Annotated in this window: 17 protein-coding genes; 5 read left to right on the top strand and 12 right to left on the bottom strand. The window is 69.8% G+C overall.

What is annotated here, in order from left to right:
• Positions 1-154: 154 nt before the first annotated feature.
• The 4 genes from ACT53U_RS10870 to ACT53U_RS10885 all read right to left on the bottom strand — a co-directional run bounded on the left by ACT53U_RS10870 (position 155) and on the right by ACT53U_RS10885 (position 3,653).
• On the bottom strand, positions 155-1,270 hold the full coding sequence (locus ACT53U_RS10870) for a branched-chain amino acid ABC transporter substrate-binding protein (protein WP_476154933.1): 1,116 nt from the start codon (positions 1,268-1,270) through the stop codon (positions 155-157).
• A 309-nt stretch (positions 1,271-1,579) separates the two neighbouring features.
• Complete coding sequence (locus tag ACT53U_RS10875; RefSeq protein ID WP_476154935.1) at positions 1,580-2,098, bottom strand: DUF3124 domain-containing protein; 519 nt, start codon at positions 2,096-2,098, stop codon at positions 1,580-1,582.
• Between the two features lie 80 nt (positions 2,099-2,178).
• Positions 2,179-2,628: a hypothetical protein gene (locus ACT53U_RS10880; RefSeq protein WP_476154937.1), complete on the bottom strand. Its 450-nt coding sequence runs from the start codon at positions 2,626-2,628 to the stop codon at positions 2,179-2,181.
• A gap of 56 nt (positions 2,629-2,684) precedes the next feature.
• Positions 2,685-3,653, bottom strand: coding sequence for a pYEATS domain-containing protein (locus ACT53U_RS10885; protein ID WP_476154939.1), 969 nt, complete (start codon positions 3,651-3,653; stop codon positions 2,685-2,687).
• A gap of 42 nt (positions 3,654-3,695) precedes the next feature.
• Between ACT53U_RS10885 and ACT53U_RS10890 the strand changes: the two genes are divergently transcribed.
• Both ACT53U_RS10890 and ACT53U_RS10895 read left to right on the top strand, forming a co-directional pair.
• On the top strand, positions 3,696-4,670 hold the full coding sequence (locus ACT53U_RS10890) for an ArgK/MeaB family GTPase (protein ID WP_476154941.1): 975 nt from the start codon (positions 3,696-3,698) through the stop codon (positions 4,668-4,670).
• Positions 4,671-4,857: 187 nt separating this feature from the next.
• Positions 4,858-5,883 (top strand): hypothetical protein, encoded by a 1,026-nt coding sequence (locus ACT53U_RS10895; RefSeq protein WP_476154943.1) that lies wholly within the window; start codon positions 4,858-4,860, stop codon positions 5,881-5,883.
• 70 nt (positions 5,884-5,953) lie between these two features.
• Here ACT53U_RS10895 and nadC read toward each other — a convergent pair whose 3' ends face one another.
• The 3 genes from nadC to nadA form a co-directional block, all read right to left on the bottom strand.
• Positions 5,954-6,832 (bottom strand): carboxylating nicotinate-nucleotide diphosphorylase, encoded by an 879-nt coding sequence (gene nadC / locus ACT53U_RS10900; RefSeq protein WP_476154945.1) that lies wholly within the window; start codon positions 6,830-6,832, stop codon positions 5,954-5,956.
• A complete protein-coding gene (locus tag ACT53U_RS10905) occupies positions 6,829-8,454 on the bottom strand; it encodes an L-aspartate oxidase (RefSeq protein ID WP_476154947.1) in 1,626 nt (541 codons plus the stop codon). The genes nadC and ACT53U_RS10905 overlap by 4 nt, the downstream gene beginning before the upstream one ends.
• Before the next feature lie 76 nt (positions 8,455-8,530).
• Positions 8,531-9,790, bottom strand: a complete 1,260-nt coding sequence (gene nadA, locus ACT53U_RS10910) for a quinolinate synthase NadA (protein WP_476154949.1) — start codon at positions 9,788-9,790, stop codon at positions 8,531-8,533.
• A 323-nt stretch (positions 9,791-10,113) separates the two neighbouring features.
• Between nadA and ACT53U_RS10915 the strand changes: the two genes are divergently transcribed.
• From ACT53U_RS10915 to ACT53U_RS10925, 3 genes are all read left to right on the top strand, one after another.
• Positions 10,114-11,352 carry an MFS transporter gene (locus ACT53U_RS10915; RefSeq protein WP_476154951.1) on the top strand — a complete coding sequence of 413 codons (1,239 nt, stop codon included), beginning with the start codon at positions 10,114-10,116 and terminating at the stop codon, positions 11,350-11,352.
• Positions 11,353-11,433: 81 nt separating this feature from the next.
• Complete coding sequence (arsC, locus tag ACT53U_RS10920) at positions 11,434-11,784, top strand: arsenate reductase (glutaredoxin) (RefSeq protein ID WP_476154953.1); 351 nt, start codon at positions 11,434-11,436, stop codon at positions 11,782-11,784.
• 74 nt (positions 11,785-11,858) lie between these two features.
• Complete coding sequence (locus ACT53U_RS10925; RefSeq protein ID WP_476154955.1) at positions 11,859-12,806, top strand: hypothetical protein; 948 nt, start codon at positions 11,859-11,861, stop codon at positions 12,804-12,806.
• Here the strand turns inward: ACT53U_RS10925 and ACT53U_RS10930 are convergent.
• From ACT53U_RS10930 to ACT53U_RS10950, 5 genes are all read right to left on the bottom strand, one after another.
• A complete protein-coding gene (locus tag ACT53U_RS10930; protein ID WP_476154956.1) occupies positions 12,795-13,790 on the bottom strand; it encodes an NUDIX hydrolase in 996 nt (331 codons plus the stop codon). The two genes, ACT53U_RS10925 and ACT53U_RS10930, sit on opposite strands and share 12 nt — an antisense overlap.
• Positions 13,787-14,311: a tyrosine phosphatase family protein gene (locus tag ACT53U_RS10935; protein WP_476154958.1), complete on the bottom strand. Its 525-nt coding sequence runs from the start codon at positions 14,309-14,311 to the stop codon at positions 13,787-13,789. Before ACT53U_RS10935 ends, ACT53U_RS10930 begins: the two co-directional genes overlap by 4 nt.
• Positions 14,312-14,416: 105 nt before the next feature.
• Complete coding sequence (locus ACT53U_RS10940) at positions 14,417-15,028, bottom strand: HD domain-containing protein (RefSeq protein WP_476154960.1); 612 nt, start codon at positions 15,026-15,028, stop codon at positions 14,417-14,419.
• A gap of 500 nt (positions 15,029-15,528) precedes the next feature.
• Positions 15,529-16,401, bottom strand: a complete 873-nt coding sequence (ygfZ, locus tag ACT53U_RS10945) for a CAF17-like 4Fe-4S cluster assembly/insertion protein YgfZ (RefSeq protein WP_476154961.1) — start codon at positions 16,399-16,401, stop codon at positions 15,529-15,531.
• A 343-nt stretch (positions 16,402-16,744) separates the two neighbouring features.
• Positions 16,745-17,476 (bottom strand): hypothetical protein, encoded by a 732-nt coding sequence (locus ACT53U_RS10950; protein WP_476154963.1) that lies wholly within the window; start codon positions 17,474-17,476, stop codon positions 16,745-16,747.
• Between the last annotated feature and the right edge of the window lie 123 nt (positions 17,477-17,599).

Below are 17,599 nucleotides of genomic sequence, written 5' to 3' on the forward strand. Positions count from 1 at the left end.
GTCTCGACTTTATTGCGAATAATGTGCAAGAGCAAGAACGACGAGGGCGGGAAACGCGCGCGCGTTCCCCGCCCTCGTGATGTCGGTCATGCGGCCGGGCCGAACGGCCCGGGAGGGAGACGTCGGCGCACCGCGAACGGCGCGCCTGTCGGCCTCACTGCACTTCGGCGTAGTCGATCTTGCCGTCGGCGTTCTTCTTCCACTGGTAGACGACATAGGCCGGCGTGGTGATGTCGCCCTTGGTGTCGTAGGAGAGCGGGCCGACGACGGTGTTGAAGGTGCGACCCGAGTGGATTACGGCGGCGACCTTGCCGGCGTCGGTCGACTTGGCGGCTTCCACCGCCTGCGCCCACACTTCGACGGCGGCGTAGGTGTAGAGCGTGAAGGATTCCGGCTCGATCTGCTTGGCGCGGAAGCGGGCGACCACTTCGCTGGCGCCGGGGATCTTGCGCGGATCGGGCGAGAAGGTCATCAGCGTGCCTTCGATGCCCGCATCGCCGGCGATCGCCGCGAGTTCGGCCGAGTTGATGCCGTCACCGCCCATCAGCGGCGCCTTGACGCCCTGGTCGCGCATCTGGCGGATGATCAGGCCGGCGTCGGCATGGGTGCCGCCGAAATAGACCACGTCGGCCTGGGCCGCCTTGATCTTGGAGACGAGCGCGCCGTAGTCCTTGTCGCCGCCGTTGACGGATTCCACCAGCACCGGCTTCATGCCGGCCGCCTCGAGCGCCTTGCGGGTCTCGTCCGACAGGCCCTTGCCGTAGGTGGTCTTGTCGTCGAGCACCGCGACCTTCTTGCCGGCGAAGGCCTTGGCGAGATAGGCGCCGGCCACCTTGCCCTGCTGGTCGTCGCGGCCGCAGGTGCGGAAGACGTTGGCGAGCTTGCGCTCGGTGTAGCTCGGGTTGGTGGTCGAGGGCGAGATCTCGATGATGCCGTTCTCGGCGTAGACGTCGGAGGCGGCGATCGAGACGCCCGAGTTCAGGTGACCCGCGACGAACTTGACGCCGTCGCCCGACATCTTGTTGGCGACCGAGACGCCCTGCTTGGGATCGGCCTGATCGTCGCCGACCTTGAGCTCGAGCTTCTGGCCGAGCACGCCGCCCTTGGCGGAGAGATCGGCGACCGCCATCTCGGCGCCGTTCTTCAGCTGCTGGCCGTAGACGGCCAGCGCGCCGGTCATCGGGCCGGCGACGCCGATCTTGACCTGGGCATGGGCGGTGCCGGTGGCGAGCGCCAGCGCCAGGCCGGCGAGGATGAGGCGGGTCTTCATGTCTCGGGACGTCCTTCTTCTTCGTCGCGGCCTCCTCGGCCGCCGTCTTCGTCGCTTCCCTACGCCTGGACGAGCGCTCGAGAAGCGACGCATCCGCAGGGGAGAAATGCGCTCGAGACATGGGCACTCGGCCCATTTCGCGAGCAATTTCTCCCAATTGGGGCCGAACGGGGAAGAAACCAGTGCATTCGCGCCAAAAAATCGCCGTGCGCGGGGAAAATTACCCGAGCCCGGAAAAGCCGTCGCGACCACGGCCGAGCGACCGGGTCCGTAGCCTTGCGGACCCGGTTTTTCGGCCGAATTCGGCCGTCAGCGCTCGACCTTGCGGCCGGTGGCGAGGAAGGAGTAGCCCTGGGTGCCGTGGGAGGCGAGCATCACCGCCTCGACGATCGGCTCGATCGTCGCCGTCGGCGCCGTCCAGTCGACGACGAAGTTGGCACCGAGCCCGCCGCGGGTGTCGGGCTGGGCGACCACCACCTGCATCGTGCCGTAGGGCTTGAGCGAGACCGGCCGGTCGAGATGGGCCTCGACCAGCTTGCCGGCGGTGTCGAAATAGTCGATGCGCTCGATCACGATCGACCGGGTGGCCGAGCCGTTGTGGATCGACAGGGTGATCGCGAAGTCGATCCGCGTGCCGCCGCCCATCGCCATGACGCTGGAATAGACCGGCACATAGGTCCGCCCCGGCAGACCGGAGAAGCTCGCCGGTGCCGGTTCGACCGAGGTGGCGAAGGGAGCGAGGGCGGGGGGGAGCTGTGGCTCGTCCGCCGCCTGCGCTTCGGTGAGGCCGATCAGCGCCGCGACGCAGACTGCAAGAACGATGCGCATCGAGTCCCTCGACGATCCTGTACGGCGGAGAGGCTAGCGCTCCAGCCCCGCGGCGTCCACGCCCGATCGTCGATGCCGCGTCATCCGAGCCTGCCGCGCAGGTCCTGGAACACCGATGCGAACTTGTTGACGAGATAGGGCGCGAACATCGACATCCCGGAGAGCAGGAACTTCACGACGGCACCGGCGGAATCGATCGTCTCCTGCGACAGTTTCGCCTCCGCCGAGAAGGCGACGAGCAACACCAACGCGAAGCCGAGATACGACATCAGGAGGCCGATCAGCCCGAACAGAGCGATGAGCCGGCTGACGCTCGCCTTGAGCTGCGTCACCTTCACCACGGTCCCGTTCGGATCGCGCACCGGCGCCGCCGTCGCGTCGAGCAGGGTCAGCTCGACCTCTTCCGACAATGCGTCGGTCAGCGACCAGGAGTCGGCCTTCAGCAGGCGTGCCAGCACGACGAGGGCGAAGAATGCGGAACCGCCTACGGTGATGCCACCGACGATCCAGGAGAGCAGGGTGATCTGCATGGCGACGACCTCGGTTGGAGAAGACGGGCGGGCGCTTCGACCGACGGCGGTCGGCGTCATTTCGTTCGGATCACCAGCGGTGCGTTCGGTTCGAGCGACAGATCGAGTTCGAGCAGGGTCTCTGTCCCCTCGACCCAGGCCCCGACGGTGAAGCCGCCCCACACCAGCAGCCTGCCGGTGCTCGCCACGCCGTCGATGGCCGAGAAGACCAGTTCGCGCCGGGCGAAACTGTCGTGGAGGAAGAAGTGCACGTTCTCCGTCAGCGACAGGCCGTCGGTGCGTGTGACGAAGAGTTCGAGCGGGACCACCGGATCGTCCGCGGACGCGTTGTAGAACGTCACGGAGAGGGCGTAGCCGTCGCGTGCCGCGTGGCCTCCGAACCGGCCCTTGTTGATGTCGTCGCGCACGGTCGCCGGCTTCAGGGGCGGCATCTTCCGGGGCTCGACCGTCGTCGGTGTCTCGGTCGCGGGCACCGTTGCCCGCGCGTCCGTCGTCTCCACCGCCGTCTGGACCATCGGCTCGGCGACGAGATGGTCGGCGAAGGACGCGCGCCACGCCTCGAGGTCGCCGACACGCTTCTTGAGGGTGTCGATCTCGCTCTTCGTCGTCGTCGCGGTGTCGTTGGCGCTCGCCGTCACAGCCGCCACCTCACGGCGCACCTCGAACTCCTTGTCGCCGAACTTCAGCCGCAGCACGTCGCCCGAGCGCAGCAGAACCCAGGCGATCAGGCTGATGCCGAAGAGCTTCAACGCCGGGTCGACGGCGTCGTTGGTCAGCGGTGCACCGTACAGCGTGGGAAAGAAGGTCGAGGCGAGATGCCAGGCGCCTGCCGTCAGGGCCGTGACCGCGATCAGACCGAGGCCGAGACGTCCGGTCCCACTCCTGCCGGCGTCCTTGTCGAAAGAGGGGCGCGCACTTGCCATGGGGGGCCTCCGCAGTGAGGTGCAGACGACGGCCGGAACCGAGGGGCGACGGTCATGAAAACAATGCGCGAGGTTTTTCGTGAGTACAACCGGATTCTCCAAAGTCCGAGATCCGTCGACTTGCCGGAGCGCAGGACATCCGCAATGGTGCGCGCCATGAACGCGCGCGCCTTCCCCTCCCTCGCCACGATCCGCGCCGGCGGCAAGCCGGCCCTCGCCCGCGCCCTGACGCTGGTGGAGACGGCGCACGGCACGGCCGAACTCGCCCGTCTCCTCGACGAGGCGGCGGAAAACGGCGCCGGCGACGTGCTCGGCCTCACCGGCCCGCCGGGCGTCGGCAAGTCGACGCTGACCAATGCCCTCATCCGCGAGGCGCGCGCGGCCGGCCGCACCGTCGGCGTCGTCGCGGTCGATCCCTCGTCGCGCTTCACCGGCGGCGCGCTGCTCGGCGACCGCACGCGGCTGCGCACCGATCCCGACGATCAGGGCGTCTTCGTCCGCTCGATGGCGGCGCGCGACCGGCTCGGCGGTCTCTCCGACCACGCGGTCGCGGCGATCGTGCTGATGCGGGCGGTCCACGATCTCGTGGTGGTGGAGAGCGTCGGCATCGGCCAGTCGGAGGGCGACATCGCCTTCGTTGCCGACACCGTCCTTCTCTGCATCCAGCCGGGCTCCGGCGACAGCCTGCAGTTCATGAAGGCCGGCGTGATGGAGCTGCCCGACGTCGTCTGCGTCACCAAGGCCGACATGGGCGACCCCGCCCGCCGCGCCATGGCCGACGTCGCCGGCGCTCTGACGCTCGCCTCGCATCGGCCGGGCGACTGGATCGCCCCCGTCGTGCTCGTCTCCTCGACCGCCGGCACCGGCCTCGACGATCTCGCCGTGGCGGTCGCGAGCCATCGCGCCTGGCTCGCCGAGGCCGGACGCCGGGCGGCACGGCGCGGCGCGCAGGCCCGCCACTGGGTCGAGGATGCGATCCGCGTGCGTTTCGGGGCGCGTGGGCTCGCCGCGGTCGCGGGTGATCTCGAGCGACCGGGGGAGGGGCCCTTCGGCGCCATCCGCCGGCTCGATCGCGCGCTCTCCGGGCGGCTTTCGGCCGGCGGCGAGCGTCCCGAGTAACCATGTCTCGGCGGACGGCATCGGGGGCGGAGACGCGAACGCGAGGAAATTCGCGGCTCTCGCCCCACCTTTAACGCTTTCTCGAGGTTACCTGGCGATCATGGCTTCGATCCGGAGGGAATCCGTGGACCGTGGCAGGACTGTCACGGGCGGGTTTCCGACGCGTTGTTCGGAGCTGGTATCGCGTATGCCGAATGATCGCCGTGGCCGTCACAAGGCCCGTCGGGTGAAGTCCACCTCGCGCATGCGGGTGGCCCCCGTCCTCTTCTTTGGTCTGGTCGCCGCCGCCGTGCTCGGCAATGCCCCCTCGGGCGAGCCGCCGCTGCGCTGGGCCAACCGCAACGCCGACGTCTGGATGGCCGACTGGGACGGCGTGCGCGACGTGCGCCTCGCCGCCGCAGCCGCCGCCGTGCATCAGGCCGCCAACCAGCTGCCGCTCTCGATGGACGGCGCGGTGGTCGCACCCAAGCCGATGGTCGCCGCCCGCGACGAGGCCGAGGCGAAGCCGACCGTGGTCGCCGCCACCGAGGTGAAGCCCGTCGTCGTCGCCACCGTCGACGTCAAGCCGATCGTCGTCGCCGAGGCCGATCAGCCGCCGCGCGACGTGCCGAAGGTGGTGCCCGACACCGTCATCGATCCCGACGTGACCGGCTCGGTGCCCTCGGCGCAGCCGGCGGCCCCCGGCGACCAGCGCCGCGTGCCGCCGACCATCAATCGCGGCGGCAAGTCCGACCGCCTCTATTCGCCGGCCCCGCTCGGCCGCACCACCGATCGCGACATCTTCACCAAGCCGACGCTCGCCGTCGTGCCGCCGTCGCAGGACGGCTGGCCGCCGGTCGCCACCATCGCCTCGTGGACCGCGCCGCAGTCGGAGAAGTCCCTGCCGCGCGTCGCCATCGTCAAGACGCCCGAGACCGATCGCGAGCCGATCGTCGTCGCCATGGTGCGCTCCGGTCCCGGTCGCGTCGTGACGCCGTCGGTGGTCGCCACCGTCGCGGTCGGCAAGCCCGGTCACAACCGCGTGCTGCTGCCGCCGGTGCCGGAAGGCCAGGTGGCGCAGCTGCCGCCGCGCTCGCGCATCTGGGCCCAGCCCGACGTGCCGATGATGGGCTACGCCAATTCGAACGACGTCGAATATCGCTTCAAGTCGCTGCTCGGCGACGAAGAGCAGGACGCCGCCGCCAAGACCGGCGACGACCAGCTGCCGCCGTGATCGCGAGCGATGTGCCGAAAGACCAAGGGGGCCTCGCGGCCCCCTTTTTCGTGTCCCGGCGTCGTCGTGCTCAGCGCACGTCGATGTCGAGGCCGATGTCGAGTACCGGGGCGGAGTGGGTGATCCAGCCGGTCGAGATCAGGTCGACGCCCGATTCCGCGATCGCCGCCACCGTGTCGGGGCCGACGCCGCCGGAGGCTTCCGTCACCGCGCGGCCGGCGACGATGGCGACCGCCTGTCGCAGCACGTCCGGCCCCATGTTGTCGAGCAGCACCGCGTCGGGGCGCTCGGTCATCGCCTCGCGCAGCTGATCGAGCGTGTCGACCTCGACCTCGATCTTGACGAGATGACCGACGAAGGCGCGCGCCCGCCGGATCGTCTCGGCGACCGAGCCGCAGACGGCGATGTGGTTGTCCTTGATCAGCACCGCGTCGTCGAGGCCGAAGCGATGGTTCGCCCCGCCGCCGCACTTGACCGCGTATTTCTCGAAGGCGCGCAGACCCGGCGTCGTCTTGCGGGTGCAGACGATCTTGGTCCTGGTGTGGGCGATGCGGTCGGCGAACATCGCGGTCGCCGAGGCGATGCCCGACAGGCGGCCGAGATAGTTCAGTGCCACCCGTTCGGCCGAGAGCACGGCGCGGGCCGAGCCTTCGACCCGAGCGATGACGTCGCCGGGCGAAACCCGGGTGCCGTCGCCGGCGAGTTCGGAGAAGCGGATCGCCGGATCCATCATCGCCATGGCGCGGCGGGCGAAGTCGAGGCCGGCGACGACGCCGGTCTTGCGCGTCACGAAGGTGGCGACCGCCTTGGCCGAGGGCGGGATCGTCGCCTGGGCGGTGATGTCGCCGGCGCGGCCGAGGTCCTCGAGCAGCGCCGCCTCGACGGCGCGGTCGACCAGCAGGCGCGGCAGTTCGGGCAGGAAGGCGGGCGTTTCGGGCTTGGTCGTCATGCGGTCTCCGCCTCCCGCGCGACGGCGCCGGCGGTGATCGCCTTGGCCTCGTCGAGCGTCAGATAGGTGCGGCGCGCCTGCGCCGGATCGGTTTCGGGGAAGTCCGAGCGCCAGTGCCCGCCGCGGCTCTCGGTACGGGCGAGCGCCGCCGCCGTCACCAGCCGCGCGGCGGTCAGCGTGTTGAGCGTGCCGACGTCGAGCCGGCCCTTGGCGAGCGCGTCGATCTGCGTCAGCGCGGTCGAGAGCCCTTCGCCGGTGCGGATCACGCCGACATGGGTCGCCATCAGGTCGCGCACCGTCTCGACGACGTCGGAGGTGCCGCCGCCCGGCAGTTCGGCCTCCGCCTCGCCGCGATCGATCGCCCAGCGCGCGACCTTCGGCGAGGGCAGCAGGCCCTGGATGTCGCGGGCGATGCGGGCGGCGAAGACCACGGCCTCGAGCAGCGAGTTGGACGCCAGCCGGTTCGCCCCGTGGACGCCGGTCGAGGCGACCTCGCCGCAGGCCCACAGCCCGTCGACCGAGGTGCGGCCGTTGGCGTCGGAGAGCACGCCGCCCATGTGGTAGTGCTGCGCCGGCGCGACCGGGATCGGCACGACGCGCGGGTCGAGCCCGGCCGAGGTGCAGGTCTCCCACACCGTCGGGAACTTCTTCGGAAAGGCCTCGCCCACCGCCTCGCGGGCGTCGAGGAAGGCACCGCGGCCCGCCGTGCGCTCGGCATGGATGGCGCGGGCGACGACGTCGCGCGGCGCGAGTTCGAGGTCCTTGTGATAGTCGGCCATGAAGCGGCGGCCGTTGCGGTCGACGAGGATCGCGCCCTCGCCGCGCAGCGCCTCGGTGGCGAGCGGCGCCGGATCGCGGCCGATGTCGATGGCGGTCGGGTGGAACTGCACGAACTCCGGATCGGCGACGATCGCCCCGATCCGCGCCGCCATGGCCAGCCCATGGCCGTTCGACTGCGGCGGGTTGGTCGTCACCCGGTAGAGATGGCCGATGCCGCCGGAGGCGAGCACCACGGCATGGGCCGGGAACTCGACCGTGGTCAGTGCCCGCCCCTCGTTCGGCCGCGCCACCACGCCGCGGATCGAGCGGCCGTCGCGGGTCAGGCTCTCGGCGACGAAACCTTCGAGGATGCGGATCGACGGCGTCGCGCGGGCCCGGTCGACCAGCGTCGCCATGATCTCCTTGCCGGCGGCATCGCCGCGGACATGGACGATGCGCCGCTCCGAATGGGCCGCCTCGCGGCCGACCGCCAGTTTGCCGGCGCCGTCGCGATCGAAGGGCACGCCGAAGGCGAGGAGATCGGCGATACGGGCCGCCGCCTCGCGCGTCATCAGCCCGGCGATCTTGGCGTCGACCGTTCCGGCGCCCGCCGCGATCGTGTCGGCGAGGTGCTTGTCGGGATGGTCGCCGTCGGCGACCGCCGCCGCCATGCCGCCCTGCGCCCAATAGGACGAGCCGCCGCCGCCGAGCGGTGCGGCGGTCAGCACCGTCACCGGCCGTGGCGCCAGCATCAGGGCGCAGAAGATGCCGGCGAGCCCGCCGCCGATGATGACGACGTCGTCGATGCCGTCCTGCGTGCGGGGGCTCGCGAGTTCATGGGAATGGGTCGTGGTCTGCGGCAACGGCGGGCCCTCCGGTCCGGCGCGTGCGTCCGGACGAGGGGGGAGGCGCGAGCCTCCCCTGCGGCCTCTGGCGAGGTCAGTTCTTCAGGTTGATCATGCGTTCGACCGCCGCCTTGGCGCGCAGGCCCACCGCGGGGTCGACGACGACCTCCTCGGTCATGTTCAGGAGCGCGTCGAGGATCTTCGGCAGGGTGATCCGCTTCATGTGCGGGCACAGATTGCACGGCCGCACGAACTCGATGCCCGGCGCCTCGCAGGAGACGTTGTCGGCCATCGAGCATTCGGTGATCAGCACGACGCGGGCGCCCTGCGGCAGCGTCTTGACGTAGTCGATCATCTTGGCGGTCGAGCCGGCGAAGTCGGCAGCGCCGATCACGTCCGGCGGACACTCCGGATGGGCGATGATCGTGACGTTCGGATCGTCGGCGCGATAGGCCTCGAGCTCGGCGCCGGTGAAGCGCTCGTGCACCTCGCAGGCGCCCTTCCAGGTGATGATCTTCACCTTGGAATTGGCCGCCACCCAGCGCGCCAGATACTGGTCGGGCAGGCAGATGACGCGGTCCACGCCGAAGCTCTCGACCACCTCGACAGCGTTCGACGAGGTGCAGGTCATGTCGACCTCCGCCTTCACCTCGGCCGAGGTGTTGACATAGGCGACGATCGGCACGCCGGGGAACCGGCGACGCAGCAGACGGACGTCTTCCGCCGTGATCGACGCGGCGAGCGAGCAGCCCGCCTTGCCGTCGGGGATCAGCACGGTCTTCTCCGGCGCGAGAACCTTCGAGGTCTCGGCCATGAAGTGGACGCCGCCCTGGACGATCACCTCGGCGTCGGTCTTCGCCGCGAGGCGGGCGAGCTGCAGGCTGTCGCCGACGAAATCGGCGACGCAGTGGAAGATCTCCGGCGTCATGTAGTTGTGCGCCAGCACGACCGCCTTGCGGATCTTCTTCAGCTCGTTGATGGCGTGGACGTAGGGCGCGTGGAACGGCCACTCGATCTCGGGGATCACGTGGGCGACCTTGGCGTAGAGATGCGCCGTGGCTTCTGCGATCTCGGGCGTGTACTCGAGGGTGGGCATCGGCAGCACGCCGAAGCGCTCGGCGGCGGTCTGCGGCTTCGCAGCCTTCTTCGCTGCGGGCTTGCGGGGGGCAGCCTTGCGGGGCGCGGCCTTGGCGGTCGCCTTGGTCGCAGCCTTGGCGCGCGGGGCAGGCTTGCCCGCGACCTTCGCGGCGGCGCCGGACTTCGCGCGCGTGCTCGCGGCGGCGCGGCGCGGAGCCTTCGCCTTCTTCGAGATCGCCTCGCCGGCCATCACCTCGGCCTCGACCGCATCCGTCATTCCGTTTCTCCCCGAGGTCTTATGCTCATTTTGAGCATATATGAGACCCGAAAAAACACCGGCGAACACCCGGCGTTCGTCCCGTTACACGGACGGCTGAAATATAGGGGCGTCGTTCCGGCTTGAACAGACCCTCGTCGCATGTCCGTCATGAAAATCGACGGCGGGCGGAAATTCATCAAATTCATCGATCGATCGCCGCATCTCTTTTGACTTTTCGAACGTGTCCGGCCTGCGTATTCCTACGCAGAGAGAGCCCGTCCGCGCCGCGCGAGAGAGAATGCCGCGCGTAGGCCGAGGCTCCGGCGGAGGAGGAAATTCCGATGACCGGCAGCGAGCGCCCCGACGCGGGCTTGCGTTTCCCCCTCTGGCTGATCGTGGTCTGCGGCTGCCTCATCGCCGCGATCAACTTCGGTCCGCGCTCGTCGATGGGCTTCTACCTGACGCCGATCACCGCCGAGCGCGGCTGGGGGCGCGAGACCTTCGCTCTCGCCATGGCCTGGCAGAACCTGCTGTGGGGCGTCGGCGCCATGGCCTTCGGCGCGGCGGCCGACCGTTTCGGCACCGCCAAGACGCTCGCCGTCGGCGCCGTGATCTATGCCATCGGCATCCAGTGGATGAGCTGGGCCTCGACGCCGCTCTCCTTCCATCTCGCCGGCGTCATGGTCGGTTTCGGCGTCGCCGGCTCCGCCTTCGGCATCGTCATGGCCGCCTTCGGCCGCGTCGTGACGCAGGAGAAGCGCAGCCTCGTCTTCGGCTTCGCCACGGCGGCCGGTTCCTTCGGCCAGTTCTTCTTCTCGCCGCTGACGCAAGGGTTGATCGTCAACTTCGGCTGGCACGACAGCCTGACTATCCTCGCCGCGATCATGGGCCTGATCCCGCTGCTGGCCATCCCGCTGCAGGGCAAGCCCGGCGCGCGCATGTTCCACGGCCACGACCAGTCGATCGGCGAGGCGCTGAAGGAGGCGCTCGGCCATCGTTCCTACCTGCTGCTCGTCGCCGGCTTCTTCGTCTGCGGCTTCCAGGTCGCTTTCATCACCACCCATTTCCCGGCCTACCTGCGCGACATCGGCATGGAGCCGAAGTGGGGTGTGATCTCCTTGATGCTGATCGGTGCCTTCAACGTCGTCGGCTCGCTCGGCTCGGGCATCCTCGGCATGCGCATCCCCAAGCGCTGGATCCTGAGCTTCATCTATTTCGCCCGCTCGGTGGTCTTCGTCCTCTTCCTGATGGCGCCGGCCTCGCCGGTGACCGTGGTGCTCTTCGCCGCCACCATGGGCATCCTGTGGCTCTCCACCGTGCCGCCGACCAACGCGCTGGTCGCGCTGATGTTCGGCACGCGTTACCTCGCCATGCTCGGCGGTCTGGTGTTCTTCTCCCATCAGGTCGGCTCGTTCCTCGGCGTCTGGCTCGGCGGCGCGCTCTACGACCTGAACAAGAGCTACGATCCGGTGTGGTGGATGGGTGTGGCGCTCGGCATCTTCGCCGGTCTCGTCCACCTGCCGATCCGCGAACGCGCGGTGGTGCGCGAGCCGATGGCGATGCCCGCCCCGGCGGAGTGAGACGGGACCGTCCCGGCGCGATTGCCCGGAACGATCGCCTCGGCTATCCCTCGCGGACACCCACGTTCGCGAGGAGATCCCATGTCCGACGTCACCATCTGGCACAATCCCGCCTGCGGCACCTCGCGCAACGTGCTGGCGATCCTCCAGGAAGCCGGCGTCGCGCCGAAGGTCGTGCTCTATCTGAAGACGCCGCCGACGCGTGAGGAACTCGTCGCCCTCGTCGCGAAGATGGGCGTGCCGGTGCGGGCGATCCTGCGCGAGAAGGGCACGCCCTTCGCCGAACTCGGCCTCGGCGATCCGGCCAAGACCGACGACGAGCTGATCGACGCCATCCTCGCCCATCCGATCCTGATGAACCGCCCGATCGTCTCGACACGCAAGGGCGCGCGGCTCTGCCGTCCGGTCGAGAGCGTGCGCGAGCTTCTCTGAGGCTACGCCCGACGTCGCCGTTGGCCCTTGCGCCGTCGCGGGTCTATGATCGGCGAAACGGGAGGAAACGAGACGTGGCAGACGACTTCATCTCCGCCGGCATCGCGCGCTGGACGGATGCGATGACGTTGCCGTGGCGGCTGTTCGGCCGCCCGTCGAGCGCTGCGCTGCTCGACGTCTTCCGCCGCCGCAACGTGCTGCTCGACGCGCTCTTCTACGACGTCAAGGTCGTCACCCGCGAGGAGGCGACCGACCTCGCGCCGTCCGCGGCCTGCGAGGGAACCATCCTCCTCGTGCCGCCCTCCGGCGAGGGCCGCCTCACGGTCTGTGCCGACGTCGAGGCCTTCATGGCGGCCGGCGGCGCCTCGGTCGACACGATCGCGGTCGCCGGCGTCGGCGGCTCGGCGCTCGGCACCGCCGCCTTCGGCCGCAACGTCGCCGATGCGCTCGGCCGGCCGGTCGCGGCACTCGTCTCCGGTTGGGGGCTCGCCGACCTCCTGACCGAGGCCTCCGGCGGCTTCGCCTGGGCCGCGGGTCTCGACGGCCGCTACCACCTGCGCGAACAGGTCGACCGCTCGCTCGACTGGATCCGCGGTCTCGAGACGGGCGCCTTCGGCGAACAGCCGCCGCACGACCATCGCGATGCGGAGACGCTGCTGGCGCTGCTGCGCGACGAGCGGCTGAAGCTCGACGCGCTCGTCGGCCATTCCAGGGGCAATCTGGTGATCGCCGACGCGCTCCACGCGCTCCAGCGCACCGATCGCGCCCGTTCCGAGGCGATGTGCGCCGCGCTGACCATCGTCTCGATCTCGGCGCGGGTGAAGATGCCGCGCGCCTGCGCCCATGTCGTCGAGGTGATCGGCGCCTGGGACCGCGTCGGCGACTTCGCCCATCGCCGCAAGGCGCCGCCCGCGGTGGAACTCGAGGCCTGGCACCACACCAACACCGACTTCGTCGGCCACGTGCCGGTGACCAAGGTGGTGCGGGAGATCCTGGCGCCCGCGCCGCCCTCAGCCCCGTGAGCCGAGGCGCAGCCCCGGCGCCGGGCGCTCGCGCAGCACCTCGCGGCGGAAGCGGTAGAGGCTCGCCGGCCGGCCGCCGGTGACGAGCGAGGTCTCGCCGGTCGCCTCGACCAGGGCGGCGGTCTCGACCAGCCGGCGGAAGTTCTGCTTGTGCAGATGCCGCCCCGAGATCGCCTCGACGGTCTTCTGCAGCTCGGTCAGGGTGAAGCTCTCCGGCATCAGCTCGAAGACCACCGGGCGATACTTGAGCTTGGCGCGCAGCCGCGAGATCGCGGTCGCCAGGATGCGGCGGTGGTCGAAGGCCATGGCGCGGCCGAGCGGTGGGCAGGCGTTGCTGCAGGCGCGTCCGTCGCGCCGTGCCTCGGCGACGAGACCGGCCTCGTAGAGCGTCTCGTAGCGCTCCAGCACCTTCTCCTCGTCCCAGGGACTGCCGTCCTCGCCGAAATAGAGGCTGAGCCGTTCCGCCCGGTCGAGCGCCCGGCCGATGTCGCGATGGCGCGGGTCTTCCGCCCGCCATGCCCGCATCGCCGGCAGGATCGCCTCGTCGAGCACGGAAGGCCGGCCGTGGCGCCAGTCCTCCCAGGGGAAATGGTCGTACCACGGCCGAAACTCGGCGGCGTTGGCGGAAAGCACCGCCCGCGCCGCGCCCTCCGCCACGCCCTCGAGCCGGGTCAGCGCCAGATAGCCGACCGAGACGACGTGCGGGCTCTGGTCGCCGGCGCGTGCCAGCCGGCCGCGGTCGCCGAAGGTGTAGAGCTGCTCGACGTGGCCGAGATGCAGCGCCGTCTGCGCCTCGACCCAGGCGCGCAGGCCGAGTTCCAGCGTGCGGTGGCGGACGGGATCGAACGGGCCGAAGGGCAGGGCGTCGGTCGGGGCATCGCTCGGGCCGCGCCCGAGCGTCAGCACCGATGGCTCGCCCTCGACGACCGCGACGATCGCCGCGTTGAGGCCGATCTCGATGCCGCCGCCGCCCGCCTCGCTCATGGCGCGCCGTCCGCGATCGGCAGGACGAAGGGCTGGCCCTCGAAGGCGTCGCGGCCGCGGCCGATCGCCTCGATGGCGGCGACCATGCGGCCGTCGCGGCGGAGCAGCGTGTCGGCGATGCGCACGAGACGGAGATTGGGCGTCGCCGACGGCGACTTGGTGCGCAGTTCGCGGGCGATGTCGGCCTCGTCGCGGCCCGGCATCAGCCGGCAGGCGGCGACATAGGCCCCGGCGGTCGACCGCGAGATGCCGGCCCAGCAATGGAACACCATCGGCCGGGCGCGGTCCCAGCCGTCGACGAAGTCGAAGAGGCGCAGGATCTCCGCCTCGCCGACCGGGATCATCCCGGCCATCGGTTCGACGATGTCGTTGAAGCCGAGGAACAGATGGTTCGCCTCCGGGATCGACGCCGGCCGGGTGACCGGCGTGCCGGCGTTGATCAGCGTGGCGACATGGCTCGCCCCGCTCGCGGCGACGGTGTCGGCGAGTTTCGACAGCGAACAGACGTGAAGGCTCGGCATGCGGTCTCCCGTTTGGAGGATGAGAAATCCTGAACCCGCCGGATGTCGGTCGCAAGACGGTCAGACCCACTCACTTAGGCGACCACCGTCACTCCGGCGACCCCCTCACTTCGGCGGGTGGACCAGCGCGTCGAGTTCGCGGAAGCGGGCGAGGAAACGCGCCTGCGCCTCGCCGACCGGCCAGGGGTCGAGCCCGAGCCGTTCGGGAAAGCCCTTCGGCCGACCGAAGATCTTGGCGGCCTCTTCCGCGCCGAAGCCGGCGAGCTCCACCGCCTCGAAATAGGCCGAGACGTGATCGGCCTGTTTGGTCAGCGCTTTGATCGCGGCCGGCAGCGTCGCCGGCAGACCGAAGCGGATGTGGATCGCTGCCTCGAGCCGCGCCTCGACCGCCTTGTAGCCGCCGCCGACGACCGCCTTGAAGGGCGAGATCATGTCGCCGATGACATATTCCGGCGCGTCGTGCAGCAGCACCGTCAGGCGATACTTGGGCTCGAGCTTCGGCTCCAGCCGCAGCGCCAGTTCCTCGACCAGCACGCAGTGCTGCGCCACCGAGAAGGCGTGATCGCCGAACGTCTGGCCGTTCCAGCGCGCCACGCGGGCGAGGCCGTGGGCGATGTCGTCGATCTCGACGTCGAGCGGCGAGGGATCGAGCAGATCGAGCCGACGACCGGAGAGCATGCGCTGCCAGGCGCGCGGCGGAGTGGAACGGGGCGGCATCCGAGTCGTCCGTGAAACAGTACGTAACGACTCTGTCTAGTTCATGTCGCGGAGCGATTGAAGCCATCCACCGAGAGCCCGAGAGAGACCTGCCGCACGCCAGCTTCGGGTATGCACGTGGCAGCAAATGCAGGTCTGGCGCCATGCTCGCATAAGTGTTATTAATCGATTTAAGAATGAGAGGGAGAAGATCATGATCCGCAGCACTCTCGTTGCAATTGTCCTCGGATTGATCGCTTTGGCGCAGCCATCGATCGCCGAAGTGACAGGATCGACCGTGGAGCGATCAGTCATCACGGCTCCGACGCATGTTCTCGCCGGAGTGAAACACGACAACCTTACGCCAATTCCAAAGACGGAGATCGCGGCATCGTGTGGCGGGCGATATTACAGATGCTCCGCAGATGATCCGCCGTGTTGTCCCAACCTCAGCTGCGATTGCAGTTCGACCGAGTGTCAGTGCCGTTAGGCTGTTCGGCAAAGACGGCGGCGCGACGCCCTCAGTCGGCCGTCGCCTCCGCCGGCCAGTCGAAGCTGGCGAAATCCGGGATCGCGAGCGCCACGGTGACGCCGCCGACCTCGATCGCGTCGCCCGAATCGATCGCCGCCTTGGCCTTGTCGAGCCGCACCAGCGCCAGCGCGGCGGTGCCGCAGAACGAGCCGAGCGTGCCCAGAGCCTTGTCGCCGCAGACGATCTCGGAGCCGGCGTCGGGCCAGGCGGGACGCGCCTCGCGGGCCACGACCTTGACGATGCGCTTGCGCGCCGTGCCGCGGTGCTTCATCCGCGACACCACTTCCTGACCGACGAAACAGCCCTTCCTGAAGTCGACGCCGTCGAGGTCGTCCATGTCGACGTCGTGCGGGAAGACGTCGCCGAGGGGGAAGTCGCGGCCGCTCTCCGGCACGCCGAGGCCGATCCTGAGCGCGTGCCAGTCGTCGAGCGCGGCGGTCGCGGCCGGTGCGACGGCGGCGGGGACGAGGAGATGGGTGCCGAGCCCGGCGACCCGCGGATCGGCGAAGGCGACGGCGCCGGGGATCGCCGGCGCGTCGCCGTCGAAGGCGATGGCGACGGCCCAGTCGGCGGAGACGTCGGTGATCGCGATCTTGGCGCGCAGACGGTAGAAGCCGAGGCGCTTGACGAAGTCGGCGAGGATCGCCCGATCGACCTCGATCAGGAACCCGTCGCCGTGGGGCGTCAGGAAGAAGTCGAAGAGGATCTTGCCCTGCGGCGTCAGCAACGCGCCGAGGCGTCCCTCGCCGGGCGCGAGCGTCTTGGTCGTGCAGGTGACGACGCCGTGGAGGAAGGTCGCCGCCTCCTCGCCCGCGACCCGAACCACGCCGCGATCGTCCCGCCGTGCGATCTTCCCGCTCATTCCGTCGCTCCTCTCGTTCTCCCCGAGGATCGCCCGAAGGCGGCGGGGAGGCGAGAGCAAATATGGTGCATCGCGAGAGATTTGCGAGCGGGGAGAGGGGTGGCGACGTCGGTCGGCGGGTCCGTGCGGAGGTCCTTCATCCTGAGGTGCCCGGCGCAGCCGGGCCTCGAAGGGCGAAGGACCGATGGGCGAGGACCGTCGCGGGCATGCCCTGCGGCACGGCCCGTTGTGGCTTCGCCCTTCGAGGCTCGCTGCGCGAGCACCTCAGGGTGAAGCCGAACAGGGTGCTTCTCCCGCCGACGTCGGCCGGCCGGGCGGAAACAGTGCCCGCGTCCCGGCGACGTCAGTCGGCCGGGCGGAACCAATGCCACGTGCCGTCGGGGCCGATGCCGACGGAATAGAACGTGTAGCGGCCCGAGCCCTTCATCTCCTCGAAGTCGGAGGAGGTGACGATCTTGTAGAGCTCGACCAACTGCGCCGGCTCGAGCTTGTCGACCGGCAGCGCCGCGTAGGACGGCCAGATGTACATGTCCTGCGGCTTGCCGGCGTTGACGTGGACCCAGCTCGATTCGAGCACGTCGGTCATGATCGCCAGGATCTCCAGACCCTTGCCGTCGCCCGACTGTTTCTCCAGGAAGTCGATCGGGTCGCCGATCTCGTTGACCGAGAAGACCGGCGGCATCTCGTTCGACTGGATGACCATCTTCAGCCGCTGCATGTCGCCGGAATAGGCCGCGTCGAGCAGGCGCTTGCGCATCTTGGCGACCGCCGGCGGCAGGTCGGCCTCACCCTTGTGCACCTCCGGCAGCGGCCCGCTCGGCTGGGTCGGGGCGGTCGCGGGAGCAGCGGCGGTACCGGCCGGGGCCGGCGTCGGAGCGGGGGCCGCGGGCGTCGACGGGGCGGCGGGGGCGGGCGGTGTGACGACGATTCGCTCGGTGCCGACCTTCTTGGCAGGGCCGGCGTCCTGCGCGAAGACGGTGGACGAGAGGGCCGGGACGGACGCCAGTGCGGCGACGAGGGCCGCCGCGAGGAGGCGCCGCCGTCGTGAACCGGTCGTATGGCTGTGCAACGTCATGAAAACCGACCCGCTTGACCGTGACGCGGGCTCGTGGTCGAACCCGCTTTCGGTGCCGAAGCACCGGCCGGCATGTTATCCATGAGGGGCGGCCGCACAAGCGACCGTCGAACCGAAACCGAA

This window comes from Pinisolibacter sp. DMC19 (assembly GCF_056313985.1).

Bases quoted from the DNA above. Each gene is read 5' to 3' on its own strand.
- ACT53U_RS10870 (WP_476154933.1), bottom strand. From the start codon at position 1,270: ATGAAGACCCGCCTCATCCTCGCCGGCCTGGCGCTGGCGCTCGCCACC.
- ACT53U_RS10875 (WP_476154935.1), bottom strand. From the start codon at position 2,098: ATGCGCATCGTTCTTGCAGTCTGCGTCGCGGCGCTGATCGGCCTCACC.
- ACT53U_RS10880 (WP_476154937.1), bottom strand. From the start codon at position 2,628: ATGCAGATCACCCTGCTCTCCTGGATCGTCGGTGGCATCACCGTAGGC.
- ACT53U_RS10890 (WP_476154941.1), top strand. From the start codon at position 3,696: ATGGTGCGCGCCATGAACGCGCGCGCCTTCCCCTCCCTCGCCACGATC.
- ACT53U_RS10895 (WP_476154943.1), top strand. From the start codon at position 4,858: ATGCCGAATGATCGCCGTGGCCGTCACAAGGCCCGTCGGGTGAAGTCC.
- nadC (WP_476154945.1), bottom strand. From the start codon at position 6,832: ATGACGACCAAGCCCGAAACGCCCGCCTTCCTGCCCGAACTGCCGCGC.
- nadA (WP_476154949.1), bottom strand. From the start codon at position 9,790: ATGACGGATGCGGTCGAGGCCGAGGTGATGGCCGGCGAGGCGATCTCG.
- ACT53U_RS10915 (WP_476154951.1), top strand. From the start codon at position 10,114: ATGACCGGCAGCGAGCGCCCCGACGCGGGCTTGCGTTTCCCCCTCTGG.
- arsC (WP_476154953.1), top strand. From the start codon at position 11,434: ATGTCCGACGTCACCATCTGGCACAATCCCGCCTGCGGCACCTCGCGC.
- ACT53U_RS10930 (WP_476154956.1), bottom strand. From the start codon at position 13,790: ATGAGCGAGGCGGGCGGCGGCGGCATCGAGATCGGCCTCAACGCGGCG.
- ACT53U_RS10935 (WP_476154958.1), bottom strand. From the start codon at position 14,311: ATGCCGAGCCTTCACGTCTGTTCGCTGTCGAAACTCGCCGACACCGTC.
- ACT53U_RS10940 (WP_476154960.1), bottom strand. From the start codon at position 15,028: ATGCCGCCCCGTTCCACTCCGCCGCGCGCCTGGCAGCGCATGCTCTCC.
- ygfZ (WP_476154961.1), bottom strand. From the start codon at position 16,401: ATGAGCGGGAAGATCGCACGGCGGGACGATCGCGGCGTGGTTCGGGTC.
- ACT53U_RS10950 (WP_476154963.1), bottom strand. From the start codon at position 17,476: ATGACGTTGCACAGCCATACGACCGGTTCACGACGGCGGCGCCTCCTC.